This window comes from Micrococcus sp. iso_229 (assembly GCF_058072725.1).
Map to the genome: position 1 here is coordinate 2,044,030 of NZ_CM176514.1, position 26,020 is coordinate 2,070,049.

22 protein-coding genes are annotated in these 26,020 nt (G+C 69.8%); 10 read left to right on the forward strand and 12 right to left on the reverse strand.

All coding sequences use genetic code 11. From position 1 onward, the window contains the following. The first annotated feature begins 13 nt into the window (after window positions 1-13). Window positions 14-1,615, forward strand: coding sequence for a fatty acyl-CoA synthetase (locus tag AC3RKA_RS09465; RefSeq protein WP_489727158.1), 1,602 nt, complete (start codon window positions 14-16; stop codon window positions 1,613-1,615). After that, complete coding sequence (locus tag AC3RKA_RS09470) at window positions 1,612-2,814, forward strand: acyl-CoA dehydrogenase family protein (protein WP_159833489.1); 1,203 nt, start codon at window positions 1,612-1,614, stop codon at window positions 2,812-2,814. Before AC3RKA_RS09465 ends, AC3RKA_RS09470 begins: the two co-directional genes overlap by 4 nt. A 9-nt stretch (window positions 2,815-2,823) precedes the next feature. On the opposite strand, the gene AC3RKA_RS09475 is transcribed toward AC3RKA_RS09470, so the two are convergent. Further along, window positions 2,824-3,210, reverse strand: coding sequence for a hypothetical protein (locus tag AC3RKA_RS09475; protein WP_063188905.1), 387 nt, complete (start codon window positions 3,208-3,210; stop codon window positions 2,824-2,826). 132 nt (window positions 3,211-3,342) lie between these two features. Here AC3RKA_RS09475 and AC3RKA_RS09480 point away from each other — a divergent pair, with 132 nt between their 5' ends. After that, the gene (locus AC3RKA_RS09480) at window positions 3,343-3,885 is read left to right on the forward strand and encodes a MarR family winged helix-turn-helix transcriptional regulator (protein WP_159833494.1); all 543 of its coding nucleotides are present in this window, start codon (window positions 3,343-3,345) and stop codon (window positions 3,883-3,885) included. Window positions 3,886-3,894: 9 nt separating this feature from the next. On the opposite strand, the gene AC3RKA_RS09485 is transcribed toward AC3RKA_RS09480, so the two are convergent. After that, window positions 3,895-4,023 (reverse strand): hypothetical protein, encoded by a 129-nt coding sequence (locus tag AC3RKA_RS09485; protein WP_255351296.1) that lies wholly within the window; start codon window positions 4,021-4,023, stop codon window positions 3,895-3,897. A gap of 21 nt (window positions 4,024-4,044) precedes the next feature. On the opposite strand from AC3RKA_RS09485, the gene AC3RKA_RS09490 reads away from it, so the two are divergent. Then, window positions 4,045-4,845 (forward strand): enoyl-CoA hydratase/isomerase family protein, encoded by an 801-nt coding sequence (locus tag AC3RKA_RS09490; protein WP_489727159.1) that lies wholly within the window; start codon window positions 4,045-4,047, stop codon window positions 4,843-4,845. Between the two features lie 57 nt (window positions 4,846-4,902). Here the strand turns inward: AC3RKA_RS09490 and AC3RKA_RS09495 are convergent, their stop codons facing one another. The 5 genes from AC3RKA_RS09495 to AC3RKA_RS09515 all read right to left on the reverse strand — a co-directional run bounded on the left by AC3RKA_RS09495 (window position 4,903) and on the right by AC3RKA_RS09515 (window position 8,543). Continuing rightward, window positions 4,903-5,592, reverse strand: coding sequence for a DUF2238 domain-containing protein (locus tag AC3RKA_RS09495; RefSeq protein ID WP_489727160.1), 690 nt, complete (start codon window positions 5,590-5,592; stop codon window positions 4,903-4,905). A gap of 10 nt (window positions 5,593-5,602) precedes the next feature. After that, a complete protein-coding gene (locus AC3RKA_RS09500) occupies window positions 5,603-6,343 on the reverse strand; it encodes a 4a-hydroxytetrahydrobiopterin dehydratase (protein WP_489727161.1) in 741 nt (246 codons plus the stop codon). A gap of 49 nt (window positions 6,344-6,392) precedes the next feature. Next, window positions 6,393-7,589: a homing endonuclease associated repeat-containing protein gene (locus tag AC3RKA_RS09505; protein ID WP_489727162.1), complete on the reverse strand. Its 1,197-nt coding sequence runs from the start codon at window positions 7,587-7,589 to the stop codon at window positions 6,393-6,395. A 187-nt stretch (window positions 7,590-7,776) separates the two neighbouring features. Further along, complete coding sequence (locus AC3RKA_RS09510; protein WP_363738673.1) at window positions 7,777-8,337, reverse strand: hypothetical protein; 561 nt, start codon at window positions 8,335-8,337, stop codon at window positions 7,777-7,779. After that, entirely contained in the window at window positions 8,334-8,543 is a 210-nt protein-coding gene (locus AC3RKA_RS09515; RefSeq protein WP_363738675.1) for a hypothetical protein, read from the reverse strand. The genes AC3RKA_RS09510 and AC3RKA_RS09515 overlap by 4 nt, the downstream gene beginning before the upstream one ends. Before the next feature lie 74 nt (window positions 8,544-8,617). Between AC3RKA_RS09515 and AC3RKA_RS09520 the strand changes: the two genes are divergently transcribed. The 3 genes from AC3RKA_RS09520 to AC3RKA_RS09530 are packed head-to-tail and all read left to right on the forward strand — an operon-like array spanning window position 8,618 to window position 14,993. After that, on the forward strand, window positions 8,618-9,847 hold the full coding sequence (locus tag AC3RKA_RS09520; RefSeq protein WP_206480367.1) for a DUF6361 family protein: 1,230 nt from the start codon (window positions 8,618-8,620) through the stop codon (window positions 9,845-9,847). Further along, window positions 9,847-11,736, forward strand: a complete 1,890-nt coding sequence (locus tag AC3RKA_RS09525) for a phospholipase D family protein (RefSeq protein WP_206480368.1) — start codon at window positions 9,847-9,849, stop codon at window positions 11,734-11,736. The genes AC3RKA_RS09520 and AC3RKA_RS09525 overlap by 1 nt, the downstream gene beginning before the upstream one ends. Beyond that, window positions 11,733-14,993, forward strand: coding sequence for a helicase-related protein (locus AC3RKA_RS09530; protein WP_489727163.1), 3,261 nt, complete (start codon window positions 11,733-11,735; stop codon window positions 14,991-14,993). The genes AC3RKA_RS09525 and AC3RKA_RS09530 overlap by 4 nt, the downstream gene beginning before the upstream one ends. A gap of 22 nt (window positions 14,994-15,015) precedes the next feature. On the opposite strand, the gene AC3RKA_RS09535 is transcribed toward AC3RKA_RS09530, so the two are convergent. From AC3RKA_RS09535 to AC3RKA_RS09550, 4 genes are all read right to left on the reverse strand, one after another. Then, window positions 15,016-15,939, reverse strand: coding sequence for a GIY-YIG nuclease family protein (locus tag AC3RKA_RS09535; protein ID WP_489727164.1), 924 nt, complete (start codon window positions 15,937-15,939; stop codon window positions 15,016-15,018). A gap of 1 nt (window position 15,940) precedes the next feature. Then, the gene (locus AC3RKA_RS09540; protein WP_489727165.1) at window positions 15,941-19,222 is read right to left on the reverse strand and encodes a type I restriction endonuclease subunit R; all 3,282 of its coding nucleotides are present in this window, start codon (window positions 19,220-19,222) and stop codon (window positions 15,941-15,943) included. Between the two features lie 5 nt (window positions 19,223-19,227). Next, window positions 19,228-20,325, reverse strand: coding sequence for a restriction endonuclease subunit S (locus tag AC3RKA_RS09545; protein ID WP_489727166.1), 1,098 nt, complete (start codon window positions 20,323-20,325; stop codon window positions 19,228-19,230). Window positions 20,326-20,429: 104 nt separating this feature from the next. Next, complete coding sequence (locus AC3RKA_RS09550) at window positions 20,430-22,391, reverse strand: type I restriction-modification system subunit M (protein ID WP_489727167.1); 1,962 nt, start codon at window positions 22,389-22,391, stop codon at window positions 20,430-20,432. A 259-nt stretch (window positions 22,392-22,650) separates the two neighbouring features. Between AC3RKA_RS09550 and AC3RKA_RS09555 the strand changes: the two genes are divergently transcribed. From AC3RKA_RS09555 to AC3RKA_RS09565, 3 genes are all read left to right on the forward strand, one after another. Next, a complete protein-coding gene (locus AC3RKA_RS09555; protein WP_223247472.1) occupies window positions 22,651-22,878 on the forward strand; it encodes a helix-turn-helix domain-containing protein in 228 nt (75 codons plus the stop codon). Then, window positions 22,875-24,062 (forward strand): type II toxin-antitoxin system HipA family toxin, encoded by a 1,188-nt coding sequence (locus AC3RKA_RS09560; RefSeq protein ID WP_363738693.1) that lies wholly within the window; start codon window positions 22,875-22,877, stop codon window positions 24,060-24,062. The genes AC3RKA_RS09555 and AC3RKA_RS09560 overlap by 4 nt, the downstream gene beginning before the upstream one ends. A 643-nt stretch (window positions 24,063-24,705) precedes the next feature. Beyond that, window positions 24,706-25,533: a hypothetical protein gene (locus AC3RKA_RS09565; RefSeq protein WP_489727168.1), complete on the forward strand. Its 828-nt coding sequence runs from the start codon at window positions 24,706-24,708 to the stop codon at window positions 25,531-25,533. 9 nt (window positions 25,534-25,542) lie between these two features. Here AC3RKA_RS09565 and AC3RKA_RS09570 read toward each other — a convergent pair whose 3' ends face one another. Beyond that, window positions 25,543-25,818 (reverse strand): DUF1540 domain-containing protein, encoded by a 276-nt coding sequence (locus tag AC3RKA_RS09570; protein WP_002857957.1) that lies wholly within the window; start codon window positions 25,816-25,818, stop codon window positions 25,543-25,545. Window positions 25,819-26,020: the final 202 nt, after the last annotated feature.

Here is a 26,020-nt window from a genome sequence, read left to right on the forward strand (position 1 = left end):
CCCGGAGGTTCCCATGCCCGACCAGATCACCCACCCCACCGACGCCGCCGCCCACCTCTCCCCCGCCCCGGAGGACACGATCGGCCGCGTGTTCGCGCGCGCGGTCGCCCGCTCTCCGCAGGCCGTCGCCCTGCGCTTCGAGGACCGCGACTGGACCTACGCCCAGCTCCGGGACGGAGCGCACCGCGTGGCCCGCCGCCTCCAGGACACCGGCCTGCCGGCCGGCACCCGGGTGGCCGCCTACGCCACCAACTCGGACGCCTATGCGCTGCTCTTCCTGGCCTGCGTCACGGCCGGCTACGTGCACGTGCCCGTGAACTTCGCGCTCAAGGGCGGCGAGCTCGCGCACGCCCTCGAGGACTCCGGCGCGGAGCTGCTCGTGGCCGACGCCGGCATGCTCGAGCGCGTCGACCAGGTCCGGGCCGAGGGCCGCGCGTCGGCTCTGCGGCACGTGTGGACCATGCTGCCCGCCGGCCACGCCGAGCCCTCCGTGCTTCAGACCGCCCAGGACGAGACGCTGGACGCCGCCGCCCCGGAGACGGAGGTGTCGGCCACCGACCTGGCCCAGCTGCTCTACACCTCCGGCACCACCTCCACCCCCAAGGGCGCCATGATGTCCCACCGGGCGCTCGTGGCGGAGTACCTCTCCTCGATCATCGCGCTGGACTTCACGGCCGAGGACCGCCCCCTCGTGGCCATGCCGCTGTACCACTCGGCCGCGATGCACGTGTTCCTGCTCCCCTACCTGAGCCTCGGCGCCACGGTGCGCCTGCTGGCCGCCCCGGACATCCCCCGGATGCTCGAGCTGGTGGAGACCGAGCACATCGGCTCCCTGTTCCTGGCGCCCACCGTCTGGGTGCCGCTGGCGAACCACCCGGACCTCGCCACGCGCGACCTCTCCTCGCTGCGCAAGGCCCAGTACGGCGCCTCGATCATGCCGGTGACCGTGCTGCAGCGCCTGCGTCAGAGCCAGCCGGGCATCGGCTTCTACAACTGCTTCGGCCAGTCCGAGCTGGGCCCGCTGTGCACCGTGCTGCGCCCCGAGGAGCACGACGCGCGGCCGGCCTCGTGCGGCCGCCCCGTGTTCCACGTGGAGGCGCGGGTGATGACGGCCGACGGCGCCCCCGCCGCGCCCGGAGAGCCCGGCGAGATCCAGTACCGCTCGCCGCAGCTGCTCTCCGGCTACTGGAACCGCCCGGACGCCACCGCGGACGCGTTCACCGACGACGGCTGGTTCCGCTCCGGCGACCAGGTCACCCAGGACGCCGCCGGCTACATCCAGGTGGTGGACCGCATCAAGGACGTCATCAACACGGGCGGCGTGCTGGTCGCGCCGCGCGAGGTCGAGGACGCGATCTACGAGCTCGACGAGGTGGCCGAGGTCGCCGTCATCGGCCTGCCGGACGAGCGCTGGATCGAGGCGGTGACCGCCGTCGTCGTGCTCAAGGAGGGCGCCGAGCTGACCGCGGAGACCGTGCGCGCCCACGTGAAGGAGCGGCTGGCGGGCTTCAAGGTGCCCAAGCGCGTGGACTTCGTGGCGGAGCTGCCGCGGAACCAGTCGGGCAAGCTCCTCAAGCGCGCGCTGCGCACCGAGCGGACGCAGGAGGCCCGGTGACGCGCAGGCAGAAGCCGACCTACGACGTCGTCACGCCCCTGGACGTGGACTACCTGGACGCGTTCGGGGAGGCCACGGACGAGGACCGCGCGCACTGGGACCGCGCCCGCGCCTACGGCCGCGAGGTGCTCGAGCGGATCGACGGGCACTGGGACCGGGCGGAGTACCCGTTGGACCTGGTGGCGCGGGCGGGCGAGCTGGACCTGCTCACCGACGGGCTGGAGGTGCCGGGGCACCCGGTGATGTCCCCGTTGGCCGCGGGCCTGGTGGCGATGGAGATCTCCCGGGCGGACGGGTCGATGGCGGCCGCGGCGGCGGTGCAGGGCGGGCTCGTGCTGCGCGCCCTGGTGCACTGCGCGAGCCCGGAGCAGAAGGAGCGGTACCTCGAACCGGTGGCGCGCGGCACGCTGCCGGGCGGGTTCGCACTCACGGAGCCGCTGCACGGCTCGGACTCGGTGTCCCTCGAGACGTCCGCGCGGCCCGACGGCGCCGGCGGCTGGGTGCTGAACGGCGCCAAGAAGTGGATCGGCAACGGGGCCGCCGGGGGCATCACGATCGTGTGGGCGCGCGACACCGAGGACGGCCAGGTCAAGGGGTTCGTGGTGGAGCAGTCCACGCCCGGCTACGAGGCCGAGGTGATCACGGGCAAGGGCGCGCTGCGGGCCATCCACCAGGCCGAGATCACGCTGACCGACGTGCGGGTCGGCGACGACGCGCGGCTGCCGGACGTGGCGACGTTCAAGGACGCCGCGCGCGTGCTGGTGGCCACCCGCGTGAACGTGGGCTGGTCCGCGCTGGGCCACGCGACCGCCATGTTCGAGGCCGCGCTGGCCTACGCCCGGCAGCGGGAGCAGTTCGGCAAGCCGCTGGGAGCGCACCAGATGGTGCAGGAACGGCTCGCGCAGATGCTGGACGAGGTGACCGCGATGCAGACCCGCTGCGTGGCCGTGGCCCGCCTGCAGGCGGCCGGGCGGCTGCGTGACGAGCAGGCCTCCCTGCTGAAGTACGCCTGCACCCGGGGCGCGCGCCGGGTGGCGCAGATCGCCCGGGACATGCTCGGCGGCAACGGCATCCTGCTGGAGCACCGGGTGATGCGGCACTTCGCCGACGTCGAGGCGCTGCACACCTACGAGGGCACCGAGTCCGTGCAGGCGTTGATCCTCGGCCGGGACCTGACCGGGATGAGCGCGTTCGCGTGAGCGCCTCCCTCAGGGCGCGGAGACGACCCCCACGCCCACCCGGGGCAGGCTGCGGTCCACGACCAGCTCCAGCCGACGTTCGTGGAACCGTGCGCCGAGCAGCTCCTCGAGGTCCTCGACGAGGTGCACCGTGATGGTCTCGATGACCGCCGCGGTGTCCTCTCCGTCCCGCAGGATGCAGTCCACCTCCAGCGCGGGGGCGGAGGGGGTGCCGGTGATGGCGAACCTGGCCTCAGCGACCTCGGGGAACACGGTGACGGCCCGCGCGGCACTCATGGCCAGGCGGGCGCAGCGCTGACGGAAGGCGGCGGGCTGCGGCGCCGGGGACTCGAGTATGGGCGGGACGGCGGACAGGGTCCGCCCCATGGCCTGGGGGGCCTCCAGCGTTGCTGTCATGACATTCCTCTCGCCGCGGCCCGGGCGCCCCCTCACAGAGATCGCCGTGACCTGGAAAATGTTAGTCTAACTATGCGTTAGGAAGACTAACCAAATTTTCGGTGTGACGTGAACAGGGAGGTTCAAGAGCGCATGGGTGAGGAGCACTCCACGCTGACCAGCACGGATGGCGAACCGACGTCGGGCTACTGGTACACCCGCGGCGCCCGCGAGATCGAACCTGTGGACGTGCTCAACCTGCTGCGACGCTACCGGGAGGCCGAACGGCGCATGCGCGCCCGCACCCGGGACAGCATGGGGATGGGAGAGACCCACCTGTCAGCCCTGCGTTACCTGCTGCGGGCCGACCGACGCGGCCACAAGGTCCGTCAGCGGGATCTGGCCAGCGCCCTGGAGATCACCCCGGCCTCCGCCAGCGCCCTGGTGGACCGACTGGTCCGAGACGGCTACGCCCGACGGGCGCCCCACCCACAGGACCGCCGATCCGTGGTGGTGGAGCCGACGGCCAAGACGGACCACGAGGTCCGCGCCACCCTGGGCGCCATGCACCGCAGTATGCTCGCCGCGGTGGAGGGCCTCACCCCGGCCGAGCTCGCCGGCGCGGCCGCGTTCCTGCGGGCCCTGATCCGCAGCGTGGAGGAGCATGACGAGGACGAGGCGGACCAGCCCGCGTGAGGAACAGACTCAGCGGAACAGGTCCCAGACGCTGAACGTGGTGCGCTTGTAGACCGCGTTGTAGGCGGCGCGCTTCGGATCGCGCACCCACCCCATGCCCGGCCGGCCGTCCTCGCGGCCGGCACCCGTGCACCGCACCCGCCAACCCCAGGAGCTGACATGACCACCGCACCCACCCCTTCTTCCTCCGACGACGCCCCCGCCGTCCTCGTCGAGACGCGGCCCGGCGTCGTGCGGCTGACGCTGAACCGGCCCGCGAAGGGCAACGCGCTCGGACTGACGATGGCGCGCGAGGTGCTCGCGGCGATCGCCGCGGCCGAGGCGGACGACTCCGTGCACGTGCTCACGCTGACCGGCGCGGGACGGATCTTCTGCGGCGGCGGGGACGTCCAGGCCATGGCCGCCTCCCCCGCCGGGCCGGAGCGGCGCGCGATGATCCAGGAGCTCGGCGAGGCGGCGGGCGAGGTCGCGGTGGCGCTGACGGGCTCTCGCCTGCTGGTGCTGGCCGGCGTCAACGGGACGGCCGCCGGGGCGGGGCTCGGGCTCATGCTGGGCGGCGATGTCGTGCTGGTGCGCGAGGACGCGCAGCTGGTGACGGCGTTCTCCTCGCTCGGGATGACGCCGGACACGGGCGTGTCCTACTGGCTGCCGCGGGTGCTGGGGCCGGTGCGCGCGACGCAGCTGCTGCTCGGCGGGCGGCGCCTGAACGGGGCCGAGGCCGTCGCGTGGGGCCTGGCGACCGAGGCGGTGGCCGGGGACGCGTTCGCGGCGCGTCTGGCGGAGCTCGAGGACGAGCTGGTGGCCGGTCCGGCGCACACCTATGGGCCGACGAAGGCGCTGGCGCGCGGGGCCGACGTCGAGGCGCTGCGCGCGCATGTGCGGCAGGAGGCGGCGTCGATCGCGGCGGCGTCCGAGCACCCGGAGGCCGTGCGGCGGGTGGAGGCGTTCGCGGGCCGGTGAGGGGCGGCGGCGGCCCAGGCCGGCGGCGTCGCCCACTGAGGCGACGCCGCCGCGGGCTCAGGCCGGCGGCGGCTGCGCCGGCCCCCCGGCGAGGTCCGTCCGAGCCCCGGCGAAGCGGGCCATCCAGGGGAACCATCCCCGGGTGCGGTGCGCGTACAGGGCGAACGCCACGATCAGGGCCCCGAGCGTGCCGACGATCATGTCCGTCATGGTGTCCGTGTTGCCCTTCTGCGTCTGCGCGTCGAGCGCCTGGTCGGCGGTGAACTCGGCGATCTCCCACGCCAGGGCCACGAGCGAGTGCAGGGCCATCACGAGGAGCGCCTCGAGCCCGGGCGGCAGGACCAGCCCACGGCGCGCGGCCGCGACGCCCAGCAGGAAGACGCACCCGAGCGCGATCGGCACGCCGGAGTAGAAGTGCACGAGGGCATCCCACCACGGCCAGGCGTCGTAGCCGCCGAGCGCGGCACCCACCCACGGGGCGGCGAGCAGCAGGGCCGCGTACATCACATGCAGCGCGGTGGGCAGGCGGACCCGGTGGGCGCGTTCGAGGGCGATCGGCACGGGGACCACCGTGACGATCTGCAGGCTGAGGCCGGCCGCCTCGCGGTGTCCCTGGGCGGCGAGGACGGCGGCTCCGGCCAGGAGGACGACGGCCGCGAGGATCAGGGGCGAGCGCCGGACGAGGGCCCGCTGGCGGGAGCCGGGGTCGGGGCGGGCGTCGGGGTGGGTGTCGAGGTGCGGTGTCATGGCGGGGGGCTCAGGCGGACGGGGGGACGGCATCGGGCACCAGCTCGTAGACGAAGGCGGGGCGGACGGCGTCGTCGTCCTCCAGGGCGACGACGGCGGGCACCCGCCGGTAGCCGGCGCCCTCGAAGGCGTCGAGGCGGTCCCAGTGGTCCGGGAGGTCGGCGGACACGAGCACCTGGGCGGGGACGTCGGTGGTCGCGTGCGCGGGCGCGGTGCCCGCGAGGACGATCCCCGGGTAGCCGGTGGCCGCATCGGTGCCGCTGGCGTGGAGCGTGCCGCGGAGGGTGCCGGGGATCCAGGTGCCGCGCACACCGTCCATGACGTGCGCGTTCGAGCGGCCGGGCGCCAGGGTGCCGTACGCGGCGAGGGCGTGGGGGGCGAGGACCTCACTCGCGAGGCGGGCGACGGTGCGGGCCAGGCGGACGTCGCGGGAGGTGAGGGCGCGGACGTCGTGGCTGTGCATGCCCACGGTGAGCCGGCCGTAGGAGACGGTCAGGTCCGGGTGGTGGTCGGCGGCCTCGGCCGCCTCCCCGATCCGGTTCGCCAGGGCCAGGGCCGAGGCGAAGTCGCCGGTGGCGTACGTGACGGTGAGCTCGGGTGGGGTGGTGTCGGCGGGTGTCGACGACGGCGTGACGCGCCAACCCCCGAGCTCTGGCACCCCCGTGAGGGCCACAGCAAGCTCGGCTGGGTCGATCGCGGTGTGAGGTGGGAGGGCGGCGAGATGCTCGAGGCGGTTGAGAGCGGACGTCATGGGGCCATGATGCCCGGGGGACAAACTTCACGGGGCGCTCATCGCCGGTTCAGCCCTCTCGTTGGCCCCCGCCGAGATTTTCGAGGACCTCTCGCCATGGGCCAAGACGGGTGGTGATCGTCTGAGCCGAAGGGCCACCGTGGGCCAGGCGCCACTCCTCGTGAGCGGACTGGCTGTGGGTGGCCGACTCTGTCATGAACCGCTCCATCCACACCCGGAGTTCCTCGGTAGTGAAGGGGTTGGCGGGCTTCGGCGGGTTGGGGGTACCGCCGGCCGCCTCCACGAGCTGGACCCAATTAGTGCCAGCGCGGCGCAGGACCGTCGGCGTGGCGGGGACTCCGTGTTCCGCCGCCCAGCTGTTGTAGGCGGCGACGGTCAGGCGCGGCCCTCGGTCCTCGATCGCCCGGCGCACCAGGGTCAGCGGGTCGTCCCCCGGATCGAGCTTGCCCTTCCAGTCGACCCGGGTCCGCTTCCGCCCCGGGAAGCCCATCGACTGACCGGCCACGACGCGCAGGGCGCGCGCTCGCATCTCTTCGAACCCCACGCCGAGACGATTGCGGATCAGGGCCGCCGACGGCATGCCCGGGCGCGCGGAGAGCCAGTCCGAGAGTTCGAGGTAGGTGCGGGGCGGCGTCGCTGAGGACCACGCGTCCACCAGTGCTTCGACCAATTCTGCGTCGGAGTACTTGGATCGACTCCGACGCCGGTCCGTGACCGCGATGCCCGCGCGTTCGAGAGCGGCGTTCCATCCACCAAACCGGTTGGCCACTGTCTGGTGAGTGGGCACTCCGTGGCTCCGGGACCACTGGGTGAACGACTGCGCCGCCGTCTCTCCCGTCTCCTCGTAGAACTCGCGGAGAGCAGAGAGCAGAACCTCGTCCGGGGTAGCCGAGGACGTCTTGCGCGGCTTGGCTTCTCCCAGATGGAACTTGACGCGCTTGCCCAGCAACCGCCGCAGCTCCTGCTGGGACAGACTCAGATCCTGCGATGCCACGGAGATCGGCACGCCCACGTGTCGCTCCGACCAGGACACGGCGGCCGCCCGCTTCATGCGGAACTCCTCGTCAGCGAGGAGTTCGCGGTACGCCTTCAATTCCTTGGTCGAGTACCCCGCTTCATCACGGATGAGCTGCCGGACCCGTTCCCGGGTGCGGCCGAACCGCTCCCCGATCTCGGCCAGTGTGCTGCCCTCGAAGTACTCCCGGGCCATCCTCACAGCGCGCGGGGTCGACGGCAGGATGGTCATGCTGGCCAGCGCATCGAGCTCACGGCGTCGCTTCGAGGTGAACGGGGCGTTAGGAGACTCCGAGCCGGGTGACACGGAAGGGACCTCGAACTCCACTGTGCTCCTTCATCATCGGAATTGCATGACGCTTATCACACCATACGGTCGGCACTGCACCGCGCCCGGGAACATTCGCGCCCCTAGAGCGTCACGAGTCGAACCCGAGCCCCGGGTCCGGCGGGTTGCCGTAGGTGCGCAGGGCCGCCCCGTAGGGCAGTGGGAGACCATGGCCCTGTGCCCAGCTGACGAGGACCTCGATGGTCTCGGCGGCGGTGAGCTCCTGCAGGGGCTGGACGAGGTCCTGGGGGTCGTTGGCGGCCTCGTCCGCAGCCCGGCCCCGGCCGATCCGCCAGTTGTAGGCCCCGAGCCCCTCGAACCGCTTGGCGATCTCCACCATGAAGAGCCCGTCGCCCAGCAGCATGATCTGCGCGTACCGAGTGGGCGGCTCGTCCTCGAGGATCAGCTTGTCCCGCGGGTCGGTGAGGGCGTTAACCAGGTCCGCGATCTGGGCGGCGCTCTCCAGCCGGTGCCAGCCCGGGTCCTCCTCGCCACAGACGGTGGCGGTCCACCAGAGGTCGGTCGCGGGGGCGGGTGAAGCCATCCACTCCACAGCTTCGCGGGGCGGCTCGACGAGCTCGACGGCGCCGGGGGCGCGGTGTGTGGCGAGGCCGCGAGCGCCGTCGGCGGTGATGCTGCCGGGCGCGCTCATCGGAACATCCGCAGGACGTCGCCGAGGCCGAACGTGGTGCGCTTGTAGACCGCGTTGCGGGCGGCGCGCTTCGAATTGCGCAGCCAGCCCATCCCCTTGCGGCCGTAGCCGGGGATGACCTGGCGCTTGATCGCGCGCGTGGCGCGGCCCGTGGTGCGGGCCCTGAGGGACTTCGTGAAGGAGGGTGTGCGGAAACCGATCTTCATGGTGGGGAGGCTAGTGGGTGGGGTGGACGGGGTAACGACTGCGGCGCCAGCGGGTGATACGGCAGGATCTCTCCATGTCCTCCTTCACCTGGCTGGCCGTGGATCGGCGTCAGCACCGCCGGATGATGGAGCTGGTGGACCAGTTCCGGGACGCGTCCACGGTGGATGATCTCGGGTTCGGTCCGATCCGTGACGCCTGGGCGGACCGGTTGTTCCCCGGCACCTCGACCCTGCACACACGCGTCCGATACGCCCTGTTCATCGCCTGGTTGCTCCGCCGTGCGGAACGAAAGGAGACCGTGGAGGGGATCCTGGCGGACTTCCGGGAGGGCGAGTTCCAGCTCATGGGGGCGCTGCGCGCCGGGCTTGGGGAGGATCTCACCGGTCTGATCGGGCGCGACGCGGGGAGGTCCCTGAAGCGTCTGCCCTCGGTGGTCTACTGGGGGATGCTCGTGGAATGGGGCATCGTGCAGCGCGGACACAGCGCACGGGAGCACGCGGAACGGGTGTTGCTGGATCGTGAGGCGGCCCGTCGTGCCCCCGTGGGCGACGACGAGGGTCACTCGTCGCTCAGTCTCGGCCACCTAGACCCACGGCTCCCCCCGGCGCCCCCGGGTCTGCTGCGGGAGACCGATTTCGTCCTCACGCACGTCGAAGCCGACTACCTGCGCACCATGATCGGCGCCCACAGTCCACATTCCCTGCTGGCCCACCTCATCGAGAACCCGCCCCGCGGATGGGCCGCCGAAGGGGCCCTCCCGAACAGCCTCGACGAACTGATGACTGAAGAGCTGCCGGAACAGCTGCATCGCACGCTCGCTGCGGCGGTCCGCTTCTCACGCCTGGCCCATGTGGCGAACCTGATCTACAACGTCTTGCTCGCGGAGGCATCCGACCGCACGGACGACGACGGCGCGCCCCTGGCGGCGCGCCACCGGGAGAGCCTGGGCTCGGCGTGGGAGGTGTACCGGTCGGGCGACTCCTTCCGGCTCGACGATCTCGAGCTGATCCACACTCCTGGACGTGCCCCTCGGCCGATACGCGCTTCTGACCTCGAGTTCCTCTCCCGCTGGGCGGAGACGGTGGCCGTCGCGGACTCCCCCGCAGCCCTGGCGGATGACCGCACCGCGCGGCGGCTGATCGAGGAGCGGGAGCTGAGGAAGAAGGGCCGCCTGGCCCGGTTGCGGAACCATTCCCGTCTGGACCAGTGGAACGGCGGGTCCGGACTGGGCCGCATGGAGTTCCGCTGGGCCGACACCCGAACGCACCTGCAGGATCTCTACACCGCACTGGAGGCGGACTGATGCTCGATCCCGGGATCCAGACCGTGCTCGGCTCGGCCCTGCGCCCGCCCGGCGGCATGCAGGTGGACCAGGCGGTGGTCACCACGTATTCCCTGAACCTGACGGCGATGCTCCTGGCGCCGTTGACATTCGCGCTGGCGGAGCCGGACGCCGTCGGGGCCGTGGACGCGGACCCGCTGCGCATCCTCGACGCCGTGCAGCGCCACATCGGCCATACGACGGCGTTCGTCCAGGCCGGCGGCATCGGGGTGCCGACGAGCCACTCCCGCATCCACACCTTCCTGGAGGACTCCGTGGTCCAGGTGGAGCCGCCCCACCCGCAGGGGCTGTTCCACCCCAAGGTGTGGGCCGTCCGATTCACCGGTTCCGGCGGCGCGTTTCATCATCGGCTGCTGATCGGCTCCCGCAACCTCACCCTGGACGAGTCGTGGGACACGCTGCTGGTCCTGGACGAGTCCTCCGACGGTCAGATCGACGGGGAGCCCGCTGCAGACTTCTTGGCCGCCCTGCCGGATATGGCGGTCGTCGGGATGGACCCGTCCCGACAGGCCGCAGTGATGGACCTGGCCGCAACGGTGGGGGCTGCGCGGTTCTCTGCCCCGGATCCGTTCCTCAGCGGGGAGCTCCTCCCCCTGGGACTGGCCGGACAGGCCGGGCACTGGCCGTTCCCCGAGCCGTCACGAGTCCGGCGCACCCTGGCCATCTCCCCATTTGTCACCGCCGGTCTGATGCGGCGGTTGCAGGGCGGCTCCGATCCGGTTCTCGTCTCCCGTCCGGAGCAGCTGGATCTTCTGGGAGCGCACGTCCAGGACTGGTCCTGCCGCGTGCTGCATGACGAGCTCGTCGGGGGCCTCGATCATGTCGCCGAGACCGACCCCGGGGGTGGCGACGCAGGCACGGCCGCTGCCCCGGACACAGAGACCGGCCTGAGGACGTCCGGGCTGCACGCCAAGACCGTGGTCCAGGACGTCATCGGGGTCAAGGAACGTTCCCGCGTGGTGACCGGCAGCGCGAATCTCACGGATGCCGCCTGGGAGCGGAACGTCGAGTTCGGAGCGGTCCTGGAGGGCCGCACCCGCGAGGTGGGTGTGGAGGCGACGCTCGGACCCCTCGGCGGCGGGATGGGACTGGAACAGGTGCTGACCCGCTACGACCCGGTCCCGCCTGCCCCGGAGCAGGAGGAGCAGATCGCGAACTCCTACGCCCTGGAGGCATTCCACCGGGCCGTGGCGGCCGCCCTCCCCGTCCTGGCCGTACGCGCCACCGGCGAGGAGCAGGCGGAGGCACACCTCGCCGTCGCGGTGCCGGCGGCTCCGGACGGATCCACGACGAGGGCGAGGCTGCTGACGATGCCCGCCGATACGCGGTCCGAGCTAAGGGACGGATTGGCCTGGACCCTGGCTCCGCGCAACGTCACACCGTTCCTGGTGCTGGAGAGCACGGTCGGCGCCGGAGACGCCCGGGTCACCCGACGATGCATGGTGATGATGCATCTGACCGGCGACCTCCTGGACCGCCGGCAGGCCTACCTGGAGGAGGTGCTGGACTCGGAGAATGCGGTGCTGCGCTACCTGGCCCTGCTCCTGGGGCTGGACGAGACGCACGCCGCCGGGCTCGACCATCAGGACGACGTGGTCGAGCGGCTGGAGGGCCTCGGGGAGGACGGCTCCGGCAGGAGCTGGGAGGACGTGGTTCTGTTCGAGCCGCTGATGCGAGCGAGCACCGGGGACGTCGACTCGCTGGCCATGGTGGCGGCGCAAGTGGCGCGGCTACGCCGATCCGAGAAGGTGCGGACGCTGATCCCCGCGGACTTCGAACAGATGTGGGACACCGTGCTGGGCGTGGTGGCGCCCGAGGTTCTCCGGCAGGTCCAGGAGGTGGACGAGTGAGCGGGCTGCCGGACGTGGACGGGTTGCTCGCTTCGCTCAAGCCGTTCCAGCGGGCGACCGTGGAGCACGCCGTCGAGCGACTCTGGGGCGCGGACCCGACCGACCGGTTCCTGGTGGCGGACGAGGTCGGGCTGGGCAAGACGATGATCGCCAAGGGCGTGGCGGCTCGGACCATCGAGCGGTTGTGGGACCGAGACCCGGCCGAGGGCCCGATCACCCTGGTGTACATCTGTTCCAACGGGCAGATCGCACGGCAGAACCTGGCCCGGCTGCGCGACCTCACCGGCGGCGGGGTACAGGCCAATGCGGACCGCCTCACCCTGCTGCCACTGACGATGGGGCGGCAGGACTCGCAAGCGCGGGTCCAGCTGCTGGCGTTCACCCCGGGGACCTCCCTACGCCTCGGAGACACTGCAGGCAAGGCCGCAGAACGCTGCCTGGAAGTGCTGATGCTCGAGCAGGTGATGGCCCGCCGACTGGATGACGACGGCTGGATCGCCTTCTTCCGGGCGGGCTCACACGCCGAGAACTTCCGACAGGAGCTCGCCTGGATGCGCGACGACGCCCCGGGCGCCTTTCCTTCGGAGGTGATCGGCCGGTTCCGCGAAGCGATCACTCGGGTCGGGGCCGACGGGAGCTCTCTGCTCCACTTGGTGGAGGCCGCCCACACCCGGTTCTGGCACGCCGTGGACCCGGAGGCCGGCATCGACGGGGAGGAGCATTGGCACCGCCGCTGGCTGATCGGCCGGCTCCGGATGGCCATGGCCCACGCCGCGGTGGACTCCTTGGCACCGGACCTGGTGATCCTGGACGAGTTCCAGCGGTTCAAGGACTTGTTCGACGAGCAGGCCGCGGGTCTGCCGGCGGAGACGAAGCGGCTCGCCCAGCGCGTCCTGGCGAGCAAGCGGACGAAGACGTTGGTCCTGAGCGCGACCCCGTACAAGATGTACACGCTCCCCGCCGAGCCCGACGGGGACGACCACTACCAGGACTTCCAGTCCACCGTGCGATTTCTGGCCGGGGCCGACGAGGCCGAGCGGATCCAGTCGGACCTGAGCCGGATCCGGCAAGGCATGCTCACTCGCACGCCGGAGGGGCTGGCGGAGGCTGTGACGGCGAAGGACGACGCCGGAACCCGGCTGCGGCGGGTGATGTGCCGGACCGAGCGGGTGAGCTTCACCGAGGGACGGGACGGGATGGTCGAGGCACGGGCGCTCGGTGCCATGACCGTGGCACCGGAGGACGTCGCGTCCTGGCGATCCGCGCACGCGATGAGCCGGGCCGTGGGCGGCTACGACATGTTCGAGCTGTGGCGCTCAGCCGCGTATTTGCCGAACCTGATGGACCGCAGCTACCAGGTGCAGCGGACGTTCCTCGAGGCCCTCACGCCGGGCGAGGACGGCACACGGCCTGCCGCGGCGGACCGAGCCGCTGCCGTGGTGATGGAGGCCGGGGACGGCCTGTTGGACTGGGAATCCGTGGAGCGGTTCGAGGAGATCGCCCTGCCCAACGCCAAGCTGCGTGCGCTGGTCGATGACCTGAAGCGCCACCGGGCGTGGGAGCTGGCGTGGGTGCCGCCGTCGTTGCCCTACCTGACGCCGAGCGGGGTGTTCGCGGACGCGGCGGCCCAGGCGTTCACGAAGCGGCTCGTGTTCTCGTCCTGGTCCGTGGCGCCCAAGGCGCTGTCCGCGCTGGTCAGCTACGAGGCCGAACGCAGGATCGTCGAGAACTCCCGCGCATTGCGTGACGAGCGACGCCGGTATTCGGACAAGCGTCGGATGCAGACCCTGGCCTTCGGCATGGACCGCGTGAACAACGCCCCGAGGAACCTCCCGAACCTCACGACCGTCTACCCCTCCCCCACGCTGGCGCGGCTGGGGGACCCGCTGGAGCTGGCGCGGGCCGCACGCGAGCCCATGGACGCGGCGGACGCGGTGCGACTCGTGGCAGAGCGGGTGCAGGCCACGCTGGCGGAGATCGGTGTGGTGCCGACCGCCGGCGACCCGTCGGACCGCCGGCGGCGGCGCTGGTACGGAGTGGCCCCGGTGTTGCTGGACCTGAAGCACGGCGGCCTGCGGCCCGCCGACCTCTCGAGCGTCGAGCGGGTGTTCGCGGCCAGGCGGACTGAACCCGACGGAGAGGAATCGTCGGAGCAGAGCTCGGCTCTGGCGGAACACCTGCACTGGGCGATGAACGCCTCCCTCGACCAGCTGGGCGACCCGCCGGAGGACCTGCCCGAGGTCCTGGCGGAGATGGCCCTGGCCGGTTCGGGCGTGTGCGCCCTGCGCGCCCTGGCCCGGTCCGAGGAAGCCGTGGACCTGATGGACCACCGCCTGCTGCGATCAGGGGCGGAGGTCGCGGTGCACGGTCTGCGCGCCATGTTCCGCGGGCCCGAGGTATCCGCCGTGGTGGGCGCGGCCGGCACCGGGGGCCGCGGTGAGGACGCCTACTGGCGGCAGGTGCTGCAGTACTCGATGGCCGGCAACCTGCAGGCGGTGCTGGACGAGTACGTGCACCTGCTCGTGGAGTCCGAGGGCCTCAGGGCGGCCGAGTCGGCCGAGCGGTGGGAGGCACTGGCCCAGCGCATCAGTGGCGTGGCCGGACTGACCGCCGCGTCGGCCCGGGTGGAGGACATCCGCGTCGGCGACGACGGCGTGGACGTGGCGGAGCGCTCGTTCCGCACGCACCTGGCAGTGCGCTTTGGCACCGCAAAGTCGGCCACGGACAAGTCGGAACAGCGCGAGGGCTCGGCCCGTGAGGCCTACACGTCACCGTTTTGGCCGTTCGTGCTGGCGTCCACCTCCGTGGGCCAGGAGGGTCTGGACTTCCACACCTACTCGCACGCGGTGGTGCACTGGAACCTGCCGTCCAATCCTGTGGACCTGGAGCAGCGGGAAGGCCGTGTACACCGGTACAAGGGCCATGCCGTGCGCAAGAACGTGGCCGCGCGATTCGGGGGCGCCGCGTTCGTCGGTCGGCAGACCGATGTGTGGGCGGACCTGTTCGACGCCGCCGACGCCGCCGAGCCGAAAGACTCGGTGGGGCTGTCCCCGTTCTGGATCTACCCCGGCGAGGCGAAGGTGTGGCGCTACGTGCCGGCCATGCCGCTGAGCACGGAACGGCGCCGGCTCGGCAGCCTGCAGCGGACCCTCGGGGCCTACCGGATGGTGCTCGGCCAGCCGCGCCAGGAGGAGCTGGTCAAATACGCCGGCGAGGTGGACGTGGACCTGACAATTGACCTGCGGCCGCCGCGGTGATCCGCGGCGGCCGCAGGAGCGGTCATACCGACGCGACGCCGTCGGCCAGATCGCCCGCTTCCGCCGCGGCAGCCTCGTGCACACCCAGTGTGCGGCCGTCAGGCGCGATCCACGAGCGCGGACCGCTCATGCTTCCTCCGGCGATGAAACTAGCCGCCGCGGATGAGCTGCTGAACAGGGCATCCGCGGTCAGCACTCCGTCCATGGTCAGCACTGCTTGGTGTTTCTCACGGTTGGCACGCACCCCGGCGGGTGCACTATCCCTGAGGCCCTTGGCCACGCGGCTCCCGGCGAAGATCACGAAGCCCTCGGATGTCGGACGCCCCGTGGCATTGCCGTCGTTGATCGACATCGAGTAGACAGCGTCGTCCGGCTTCTGACCGGGCTGGGGTGCTGAGGATGGGTCCCGCTGATCGTCGACTTCTTCGAAGACGCGGTGTCCGAGCGCACTGATGACCAGTTGGCCCTTGTCTGCATATTCATGCAGTTCGGCTCGCTTCTCTTCGGTCACATTGCCCTCGGGGGGTGTGCTCGCGTTGTCCACGCGATAGCGGCCAGTCGCCTTTGCCAGCTCGAAGAAGAGGTTCTCCAGGAAGGTGACTTCAGTGGGACCGAACGAATCACCCAGGGTGGTGAGCAGAATGGCGCGGTTCCAGAAATCATGCCGACCATTGGCAACGTGTTCTTGGATGCGGCCCACCAACCCGTTGCCGTTGACGCGGCCCACGGCCTGGCCCACGTAAACCGCGTCCTCGCCAGAGTCTGCGTCCTGACCCAGCAGGAGGTACACACCGGTCGACTCGAACGCTTCTGGCCGAGGCCGCACATTCAGGCTGGTCCGCGGCACCACGTAGACGAGGCCCGTCCAGTTGTCGAGGGTGCACTTCAGTCGCCCGGTCGGAGAGCCGTCCATCAGGAAGACCTGCAGGGTCTTGGGATGCGCCATGTCACTGCCCCTTTCGGACGGTCGATGCTGTTCTGTCCGCCGAGCCGTCAGCAAAAACGCTTCCAGCCGCGCGTGTCTCGTCAGCGAAAACGTCGGAGGGTCCGTGCGCGACGTCGACCGGCCCCGGCTCGCCGCTGGCAGCACCACCACTCCGCACCTTCCAGTACAAGTACTCCCCGATCGCAGCGACGATCATCTTGGACGGGTCCCCGCCCCTGCCCACGATGTCCGTCATCTTCGCGAAGGCGTCCTCGTTCGCGTACACGGCGCCCATCGCCGACCGTTCCAGGTTCGGGCTCGCCAGGAACTGTTCCAGCGAGTTCGCTCCGGCCTGCCCGAGCAGCTTCTCGTCCTCCATGAGCGGCGCCACGAGGGCACTGACCCACGCCTCCTGCTGGGACGGGGAGGCATCCACGCCTTCGCCGGCGAAGATCTCGTTGATCTTCTCGATCACTTCCTCCAACGGCCCGCGCTGTTTCTCACGCACCTGCCCGCCTCCCACAGCGGTGGTCCCCTTCAGCGCGACCCCACCGGTCAACGCGATGTCCCCCGAGGACGTCTTCTTCTGCCGGATGCTCACCAGCTGCACATCGCTCAGGTCGATCAGCTCCTCACCGCCGGGCTGATCGCCCACGAGCTGCACCAGATGCCGCAGGAACAGCGCCCGCTTGTAGTGCTCGGTGTCCCCGAACTCGTAGATCTGGGAGAGGAAGTCGTAGAGGCTGACGAAGGACCGCATGTCCTTGCGCATCATCACGAGCTCGTTCACGCGCGTCTCGTCCTGGTTCATCCGCGCATGCGCCAGCTCCTTGCGGAACCGGTACGCCACGGGCTCCAGCGCGGCCTGCAGGCCCTCCTGCCCGCTCCCCGGCTTCCACGCCACCCACACGTCGGCGAACGCGTCGACCTCGGCCCAGTCGTACATGCCCGCGGCGTCGAGCTTCGTCCCCAGGTCGTGGATCAGGTTCGGGTCCGTCACCGTCTCCAGCTTCGCGCCGGCGTAGTACGGCTCGAAGGCGGCCTGGATGTCATCTTCGGAGTTCACGAAGTCCAGCACGTAGGTGGTGTCCTTGCCGGGTGCCGCGCGGTTCAGCCGGGAGAGCGTCTGCACGGCGAGCACGCCGGAGAGCTTCTTGTCCACGTACAGGGCGCAGAGCTTCGGCTGGTCGAAGCCGGTCTGGTACTTGTTGGCCACGATCATCACCTGGTAGCCGTCCCCGTCGAACGCCTTCGCCAGGTTGCCGGTCACGGACGGGTTCATGGACCGCTCGGTGACCTTCTCGAGCCCGAAGTCGTCGTCGGTGATCTCGCCGGAGAAGGCCACCAGGGTGCCCACGTCCGTGTACCCCATGTCCTGGATGTACTGGTCCATCTGGCGCTTGTACCGGACGGCGGCGGCGCGGGAGTCGGTGACCACCATGGCCTTGGCCTGCCCGTCGAGCAGTCCGGCCACGTTGGCGCGGAAGTGCTCCACGATGATCTTCACCTTCTGCGCGATGTTCGTCGGGTGCAGCTTGACCCACCGCATGAGCTTCTTGCTCGCCTCGGTCTGGTCCACTTCGGTGGTCGGCTTTCCGACGGCGGCCCGGTCGCCTTCCGGACGGAACTCGCCCTGCTGTCCGGCCAGGGCCAGTTTGAAGGCGGTGCCGTAGTTGGTGAAGTTCTTCAGCACGTCGAGGATGAACTCCTCCTCGATGGCCTGCTGCATGGTGTACCGATGGAAGGAGGCCGGGATCTCCTGGCCCTTCTCGTCGTATTCGCCGGAGGGGCGGCCGAACATCTGCAGGGTCTTGTCCTTCGGGGTGGCGGTGAAGGCGAAGAAGCTGATGTTCTGGGGGCGTCCGGTGGCGGCGACCTCGGCGGCGAGGATGGACTCGGTGTCCGCCTTTCCGCCGTCTTCGAGGTCGGCCTGCTCGTCGGGGGTGAGCACGCGCTTGAGCTTGGCTGCGGCGGAGCCGGTCTGGGAGGAGTGCGCCTCGTCCGCGATCACCGCGTAGGTGCGGCCGGCGAGCGTCGAGTCACCTTTGAGGAGTTCGAGCACGGCGGGGAAGGTCTGCAGTGTCACCACGATGATCCGGTTGCCCTGCAGCAGCGTCTGCTTGACCAGGGCGGACTTGCTGGTGGCCTCGCCGCCGAGGTTCTTGCGGTCCACGGCCACCACGGTGCCGGAGGTCCGTTCGATCTGCCGGACGGCCTCCTGGAGCTGGTCGTCCAGCACGGTGCGGTCGGTGACCACGATGACCGAGTCGAACACCCGCTGCTCGTCCGCGCCGTAGGTGGAGAGCAGCCGGTGGGCGGTCCAGGCGATGGTGTTGGTCTTGCCGGAGCCCGCGGAGTGCTCGATCAGGTAGGACTTGCCGGCGCCCTCCTCACGGACGGCGGCGAGCATTTGCGTGACGGCCTCCCACTGGTGGAAGCGCGGGAAGATCAGCGTGGACTTCCGGCGCGAGCGGCCGTGCTCGTCCTCCACGGTCTCCTTCTTGAGGAAGACGAACTTCTGGAGGATCTCAAGCCAGGTGTCCCGCTGGAGAATCCGCTCCCACAGGTAGGCGGTAGAGGAGCCGTTGGGGTTGAGCGGGTTGCCGGCGTGGCCGTCGTCGCCCTGGTTGAACGGCAGGAAGAAGGTGTCCTTCCCGGCCAGCTTGGTGGTCATCCAGACCTCGCGGTTGGAGACGGCGAAGTGGACCACGGCGCGGGTGCCGAACCCGAACAACGGCGTGGCCTTCGGGTTGCGCTCGCGGTACTGCTTCTTCGCGTGGCCGATGGACTGGGTGGAGTCGGTCTTCAGCTCGATCGTCGCCACGGGCAGGCCGTTGACGAACAGCACCAGGTCCACGGACTCGGTTTCGTGCGCCCCGGTGAAGTGGACCTGACGCATCACGCGCAGCCGCATGCGCTCGTAGGAGGCGACGGCGGCCGGGTTGAGGTTCGTGGCCGGCCGCGGTTCGGCCATGCGCAGGGTGGCGGAGGTGCCGACCTTGAAGCCCTTGCGGAGCACGTTGAGGGTGCCGCCGACGCCGGTGTCCTGCGGCTTGTTCAGCACGTCGATCAGGCGGGTGGTGATCTGGTCCCGCTGCGCCTGCTGGGCAGAGGCCGGGGCATCGGCCTTCACGAGACGCCCGTAGTCCTCCGGCTGGTTCTCGGCTAGCCAGGCGTGGACGTCCTCGGGGAAGATCGCGTTCTTGCGGTCGTAGCCGTCATCGTCGGGCGAGTAGAGCCAGCCGTGGGCCTGGAGGTACTCGCAGAGGTAGGTCTCGAGCTCGCTCTCGTTGTGGATGGCCATGGCGGTCAGTCCTCCGTGGGAATCTCGATCTGGCCTGTGACGGCGGCAGTGATCAACGCAGCGCGACGCTCCTGGGCGAGCTCGATGAACCGCTCCGCCTTGGCGATGAGCGCGTCGATCTTGGCGGTCTCGCGGGTCATTACCTCGACGATTCGAGCCATGTCATCTGGGTTCTCAGGCCATGAGATACGTAACGCCATGAGCGCATCTGCCGTGAGCTTCGGCTGTGCCGAACCAGACACGACAGGACTCACATCAAGGGCTTCAATTCTGGCCGCCCAGAACTCCACTGGGCCGAACTTCGGACGTAAGACGTGGGCATGGTTGTTGACCCAGTACTGCCCATACGCAACAAAGGCGAGAGGTGTTGACCGGTTGAGCAGATTCGCCCCGTCTTCGCCAACTAGCACCAGATCCCCATCGAACAGATAGTCGTCAACGCTGTCGATAACACCAGAAGCCCCGTAGTACGGAAAAGATCCCTGGCGAGCACCGCGCTCGTCGGCGTTCAAGGGCACGCGGCGTGAGTCCAGCGATTCGAGAACTCGTTTGATTGGTCCGCTAGTCCATCCGACGGGAACCTGCTCACCGTCAATCAGGTCAGAGTCGAGGTCCAGGCCCATGACAGCCCTGTTCTGAGCGGCAAGTCGCCTCTCACGCAAGAGTCCAACGTGAGCTGTCTGCTTGTCGATCAGGGCGTCGATCGTGGCGGTCTCGCGGTCGAGGTAGTCCGCGATACGCCGTTGCATGATTGGCTGCGGAACCGGGAGGTCCATCGCGGCAAGTGTCTGCGGGTCGAAAGAGGTGGATCGTTCACGGATGCCCTTGGCGAGCGACGTCACGAATCCAGCACGGGCTGCTTCTCGCAGCGCATAGGCGAAGAACCGCGCGTCGCCAAGACCGGCGTCGTAGAGATGCACCACCGGACTGACCTTGCCATCTGAGTCGCTCACGCCAATGGCACCCGCGAAGCCGTCCATCGCGTGGATCGCCAGATCTCCCTCGCGCACTCCGTGGTATCCGAACTCGGCAAACGCCTCAGTGAACCCTTCCGTCCGCCTATTCGAGCGGAGCGTCACTTCTCCGTCCCTGAACGCGGTCACCGTCTGATCGTCCGTCCTTACCGGCCGCTTTACCCGGCGTAAGACTCTGCGCGCCTGCTCAACTTTCCAATCCGCTGGCAGTTCTGGGCTCCATTCGAGAGCTGTCACCGCTCAACCTCCTGCAGCAGCTCGATGATCTCGGCCGTGAGCTGCTTGAGCTCGGCGTCGATCTCCTCGAGCGGGCGTGGCGGCACGTACTTATAGAACAGCCGGGTGAAGGGGATCTCGTAGCCGATCTTCGTCTTGGACTCGTCGATCCAGGCGCCGGGCACGTGGGGGGCCACCTCGGCTTCGAAGTACTCGTGGATGTCCCGGCCAAAGGGCACGAGTTCCGTGTCCCGCAGCGAGGTGTCCGGCTCCGGCTCGCCCTTCTTGTTCGTCACCACCTCCGCCTCGGGATCGTGCACGCCGATCGCCCCGGTCAGGGCCTTCACCAGTGGAGCGCCGGCGGTCACGCCGTGCTCCTTCAACGCCTTCTTCAGGTCCAGCACGAAGGTGGGCTGGTGGTCCCAGACTCGGCCACGCAGGGAGGCGAGGGCGGTCTCGAGAGCTGACCGGCCGTCGTCGGGAAGCTTGTCCACCGGCTTGGTGGCGAGCGCCGCCGCGATGGTGGCGTCCTCCACCTCGAAGCGCAGCTGCAGCGGGCGCTCCACGGTGATCTCCCGGTAGCCGAAGTCCTGCGCGGTGAGGACCTTGGAGAACTCGGCGTTGTCCTCGGATTGGGCGTCGAAGTCTCGGTAGATGTCCAGCACGCGCTGGCGGTCCGCCTTGGACAGCTCCTTGTTCTTCGAGCCCACGTTGCGGCGCAGCTTGGTGAAGAACGTGCGGGCGTCGATCAGCTGCACCTTGCCGCGGCGGTCTGCCGGCTTGTTGTTGTCCAGCACCCACACATAGGTAGCGATGCCGGTGTTGTAGAACATGTCCGTGGGCAGCGCGACGATCGCGTCCACCAGGTCCGACTCCAACAGCCAGCGGCGGATCTCGGACGGGCCTGAGCCCGCCCCGCCCGTGAACAGCGGGGAGCCGTTGAGGACGATGCCGGCCCGTCCCCCGCCCTCCGAGACCGGGCGGAGCTTCGAGGCGACGAGCTGGAGGAACAGCATCTGCCCGTCGCTGATGGCGGGGGTGCCGCCCGGGAAGCGGTTCGTGGCGCCGCCGGCGGCGATCTCCTTCTCCACCGCGGTGCGGGAGGCCTTCCAATCACCGCCGTAGGGCGGGTTGGAGAGGACGTAGTCGAAGCGCTCGGTCAGGTGGGCGTCGTTCTTGAGGGTGTCCCCGCGGGCGATGCCGTCCGCGTCCTGGCCCTTGCCGAGCAGCTCGGACTTGCAGATCGCATAGGACTGATCGTTGAGCTCCTGCCCGAACAGGCGGACCTCCGCGTTCGGGTTCATGGCGCGCAGGCGCTCGTCCAACAGGGACAGCATGCCGCCGGTGCCGGCCGTGGGGTCATAGACGGTGCGGACCGGGTAGCCGGTGAGGACGTCGTCGTCGTTGGCGGTGAGCAGGTCCACGAGGAGCTTCACCGCGTCGCGCGGGGTGAAGTGCTCACCGGCGGTCTCGTTGGAGGCGGCAGCGAAGCGGCGGATCAGGTCTTCGAAGAGGGTGCCCATCTCCGCGTTGCTGACGGTCTCCGGGGAGAGGTCGATGGAGGCGAACTGCTGCAGGACCAGGAAGAGACGGTCGTGCTCGTCCAGCTTGGCGACCGTCTTGTCGAACTCGTAATAGGTGAACAGGTCCGCCACGTTCTGGGAGAACCCGTCCACGTAGGCCAGCAGGTTGGTGCGGAGCAGGTCCGGTTCCTGCAGGATGCGGTCCAGGGTGAAGGGGCTGAGGTTGTAGAACGTCAAGCCCGTGCGGGACTGCACCAGGTTGTCCAGGACGAAGTCCGGATGCCCCTTGGCCGCCAGCTCCGCGAAGAACTCCCGGTGCGGGGCCATCACCGCCTCCATGCGGCGCAGGATGGTGAGCGGAAGGACGAGCGTGCCGTACTGGTTCGGCTTGAACACGCCCCGGAGCTGGTCCGCGATCCCCCACACGAAGTTCGAGAGGTTCTGGGGAGAGGGCATGGTGGCGGAGCCTTTCGGAGCACGGCGGTGTGGCAGTCGGCCTCATTCTGGCACTGAAGAGTCGCACGCCTGATGCCTGAGGGCCAGGCTCCGAAGATTTCTTCGGATGCGGGGGGCGACAACTCTCCGACCGACCCCCGGAGCCCCGAATCCGAAGTTTTCTTCGGCTTCGCGTGTCGACGCGCGACCGCAGCAGTCGAACATCACAGATTCCGAAAAATCCTTCGGATTTCAGCTGCTCATCTGCCACGATGGAGCCGTGGCTACCACACGCGCAGTCTCCTCCGCCGCGGCCCTGATGAAGATCAGCGACCGCGTCCGCGCTATGCGTAAAGAACTCCTGCTGACCCAGCAGCAGCTCGCAGACCTGGCGGGAGTCTCGGATGCGACCGTCCGTCAGATCGAGCGCGGCACCGGCAAGAGCACCCTGAAGTCGGTGCTCTCCGTCATGGAGGTGCTCGGCCTCGAGCTCGAGGTCACCGGTTGACGACTCCTGCACTCGAGGACCTGAAGCGCGTCACCGCCGCGGACGTCTACAAGGGCGGCGTCCCAGCGGGGACACTCACCCGTGACGAACAGGGAACCATCACCTTCCGCTACCTCGAGGGGTACGCCGGCGACCCTGTGGCCTCCACGCTGCCGGTCGCTCAGGACCCCGTCACCGCCGCCGGAGGCGGACTCCCACCGTTCTTCTCAGGGCTCCTGCCAGAGGGGCACCGCCTCACCGTTCTGCGCACGGCGGCCAAGACCTCGGCCGACGACGAGCTCACCCTGCTCCTGGCCGTCGGCACGGACGCGCCCGGCGATGTGCAGGTCGTCCCAGCCGGCGACCGACTGCGCACGGAGGCCCCCGTCGCCACGAACGATCCGCAGAAGCTAGACTTCGCCGTCCTCGCGGGAGTGCCTGACCGCAACGCCCTCCCCGGCGTCCAGGCGAAGGCTTCGGCCTCCATGGTCAACGTGCCCGTGCACCTTCAGGAGCACAGCGCCCTGCTGAAGCTGGATCCACCGGACCACCCCCACCTCGTGGTCAACGAAGCACTCCACCTGCGTCATGCCGCGGCACTCGGCATCCCCGTGTCCGAGCACTCGGTGGTCCACGACCGTCACGGACGGGCAGGTCTTCTCGTCCGCCGATTCGACCGCACTGCAGACCGCTCCGGCGAAAGGGCGCGCCTCGCACTCGAAGACGCCGCACAGGCCCTCGGCATCTACCCGGCACAGAAGTACAACGTGACCACGGAAGAGGTCATCGACGTCCTGGCCGGCCTCACTCCGCATCGACTCACCGCCACGCGCAACCTGTACCTGCAGTTCCTCTACGCGTGGTTGACGGGCAACGGCGACCTCCACGCGAAGAACGTCTCGGTGCTGCAGTCTTCGAGCGGCCGATGGAGCATCGCCCCGGTGTACGACGTGCCCTGCACCGCCCTCTACGAGGACATGACCATGGCGCTGCCCGTGGACGGGCGCACGAGGGCCCTGCGTCTGCGCCATTGGGATGCCCTGGCTGCGAATATTGGCCTGCCCCAGCGCGCCGCCCGTTCCGCCATGACGGTGGCCATGACAGCAGCTGCGAAGGTGGACCTGTCAGCCCTGCCCTTCACCGGTTCGCAGCTGAATGGCGCCGAGCGGGAACTGCGCCACCGCCGGTACGAGCTCGAAGGCTGACCGGCGTCGTGGACTGAACATGCCCGTTCCACGTCTCCACCGATGACATCGTCGCCGCTCGCATTCACTACGTCCACGCTCTGCCCCACGGACTCCAGCTGGTGCCAGCCCTGACCGAGAACTGCCGCACATGCTCCTGCCACAACGTGGACACCGGCTGCGACGTCTCCATCAGCTTTACCCCTTCGCGCGGCGGCATGACCGTCACGTCCGGATGGACGTCGCCCACGGTGTGCCCGGGTCGGAGGTCTGACGCCGGCCCCTCACCGTTCGCGTTCAGACCCCTCCACAGCGTCCGCATCGTCAGCTCAAGACGAGCCGGCCAGAGAACGGCCCCCTCTCGGCGGAGTCCAGTTGGCCGCGCCAAAGGCCGCCCCTCCGGCCTCACTCACCCCGGCACGACTCAACTACGACATGCCCTCCTCCACCTACCCTCGGGAATCTTTTGCGCATCTGACCCTTCTGACCCGGCCACGGCCGCCGAGAAGGGTCAGATCCGCAGACGATTCCTGACACACGCCCCCACCGCCCCGCCCCCGCACACGCCCCCACCGCTCCACACGCGACAAATACACAACACTCGCCTTGCGTATCTCACTGAGGTGTGCCTTACTGGTTCACGGACCCCGCCGGAAGGACCCCCATGGCCCACGCCTCCACGCACCCCGCCCATCCGCTGCCGCCCGTGGCGTCCCGTCGTCTGCTGCTGGCCCAGCGGCTGCTCCGCGGCGAGGGCTCCGTCGAGGTCACGGCCTTCCGCGCCGGCGAGACGCTCACGACGGCCGTCCACGGCGTGAGCGCGGACGGCCGCCTCGTGGTCGCCCACGTCCCCAACCTCCTCGGTTCGCTCGGCGCGTTCCACACGCCCGCGCCGCTGGACGTGCGGGTGGACGTCCTGCGCGACGCCCTGGACCTCACGCTCCCCACCCGTCTGGCGTCCGTGCATCTGCTCGGCACCCTGCGCTGGTGCCGGGACACGGCCGAGGTCGCGGAGCTGGGGCTGCGCGGTCGCGTCGCGGACCTCGTGGCCGACGTCGGCCCACGGGTGCGCGTGGGCATCGTCGAGACCCAGCGGATCCTGCTGCACGACGTCGACGGCGTCGCCGTGTTCTGCCGCCACACCCTGCCGCTCACGTCGCGCGGGCTCGTCGACCAGACCGAGCTCGCAGACCTGGCGGACGACGTGCTGGGCACCGCCCCCGAGGTGCTCGCGGACCTGGCCGACGCCGTCGCCCTGGGCCTGCTGCCGGGCGAGAGCACCCCGTTGCAGGTCGACACCGAACCCCTGCCCGAGTCCCCCGCATACGCCCTCGACGCGGACGAAGCCGGGGTGACCCTGCTGCGCGTCCGCGACGGCGAGACCACCGCGGTGCACGTGGCCCTGCCCGGTGCGGGCCGACTCGACCACAGCCCCCGGCACGCCTGGCGGCGACTGCTGGACGCGATCCCCGCGCGCGTCACCCACCCCTGAGGGGCGGCGTCAGTCGATCGTATAGGTGGCGCAGGTGGCCACGTCCGTGACCTCGATGCCCTCGGCGGTGCAGGCGAGGTCCGCGTTGTACGTGCACTCGAGGCGGTGGCAGGCACCGACGGTCGAGGCGCCCTCGGCCACCGGGCGGCGGACGTCCAGCTGGACGAAGGTGCCGCAGCCGGGCGTGCGGTCGGAGCCGGCGACGGTGATGGCCAGGGCGTTGCAGGACGACTCGGCATTGAAGGCGCAGGCGCTGGCGGCGCAGGTGCGGACGGCGGTAGTCATGGCGTGATCCTCCCGGTTCGGGCCCGCCCCGGGCCGGGGCGGTGCTGCTGGAATCGAGATTACTCCGGCCCACGAATAGCACAAGAGGGTCTGGCCTTAGTCGATAGGTGATTAGCGCAAATGCATTTCGCGCATTGTCGCGTGTCGTATGGACCGACGTCGTGCCCGCCGGCCGCCCCACCTCGCCGTCACCGCCCGGTCA

Coding starts and splice junctions, on each gene's coding strand:
- AC3RKA_RS09505 (WP_489727162.1), bottom strand. CDS start 7,589: ATGACCATCCTGCCGTCGACCCCGCGCGCTGTGAGGATGGCCCGGGAG.
- AC3RKA_RS09480 (WP_159833494.1), top strand. CDS start 3,343: ATGGGTGAGGAGCACTCCACGCTGACCAGCACGGATGGCGAACCGACG.
- AC3RKA_RS09550 (WP_489727167.1), bottom strand. CDS start 22,391: ATGCCCTCTCCCCAGAACCTCTCGAACTTCGTGTGGGGGATCGCGGAC.
- AC3RKA_RS09495 (WP_489727160.1), bottom strand. CDS start 5,592: ATGACACCGCACCTCGACACCCACCCCGACGCCCGCCCCGACCCCGGC.
- AC3RKA_RS09510 (WP_363738673.1), bottom strand. CDS start 8,337: ATGAGCGCGCCCGGCAGCATCACCGCCGACGGCGCTCGCGGCCTCGCC.
- AC3RKA_RS09535 (WP_489727164.1), bottom strand. CDS start 15,939: ATGGCGCATCCCAAGACCCTGCAGGTCTTCCTGATGGACGGCTCTCCG.
- AC3RKA_RS09465 (WP_489727158.1), top strand. CDS start 14: ATGCCCGACCAGATCACCCACCCCACCGACGCCGCCGCCCACCTCTCC.
- AC3RKA_RS09565 (WP_489727168.1), top strand. CDS start 24,706: ATGGCCCACGCCTCCACGCACCCCGCCCATCCGCTGCCGCCCGTGGCG.
- AC3RKA_RS09570 (WP_002857957.1), bottom strand. CDS start 25,818: ATGACTACCGCCGTCCGCACCTGCGCCGCCAGCGCCTGCGCCTTCAAT.
- AC3RKA_RS09500 (WP_489727161.1), bottom strand. CDS start 6,343: ATGACGTCCGCTCTCAACCGCCTCGAGCATCTCGCCGCCCTCCCACCT.
- AC3RKA_RS09490 (WP_489727159.1), top strand. CDS start 4,045: ATGACCACCGCACCCACCCCTTCTTCCTCCGACGACGCCCCCGCCGTC.
- AC3RKA_RS09525 (WP_206480368.1), top strand. CDS start 9,847: ATGCTCGATCCCGGGATCCAGACCGTGCTCGGCTCGGCCCTGCGCCCG.
- AC3RKA_RS09515 (WP_363738675.1), bottom strand. CDS start 8,543: ATGAAGATCGGTTTCCGCACACCCTCCTTCACGAAGTCCCTCAGGGCC.
- AC3RKA_RS09475 (WP_063188905.1), bottom strand. CDS start 3,210: ATGACAGCAACGCTGGAGGCCCCCCAGGCCATGGGGCGGACCCTGTCC.
- AC3RKA_RS09520 (WP_206480367.1), top strand. CDS start 8,618: ATGTCCTCCTTCACCTGGCTGGCCGTGGATCGGCGTCAGCACCGCCGG.
- AC3RKA_RS09540 (WP_489727165.1), bottom strand. CDS start 19,222: ATGGCCATCCACAACGAGAGCGAGCTCGAGACCTACCTCTGCGAGTAC.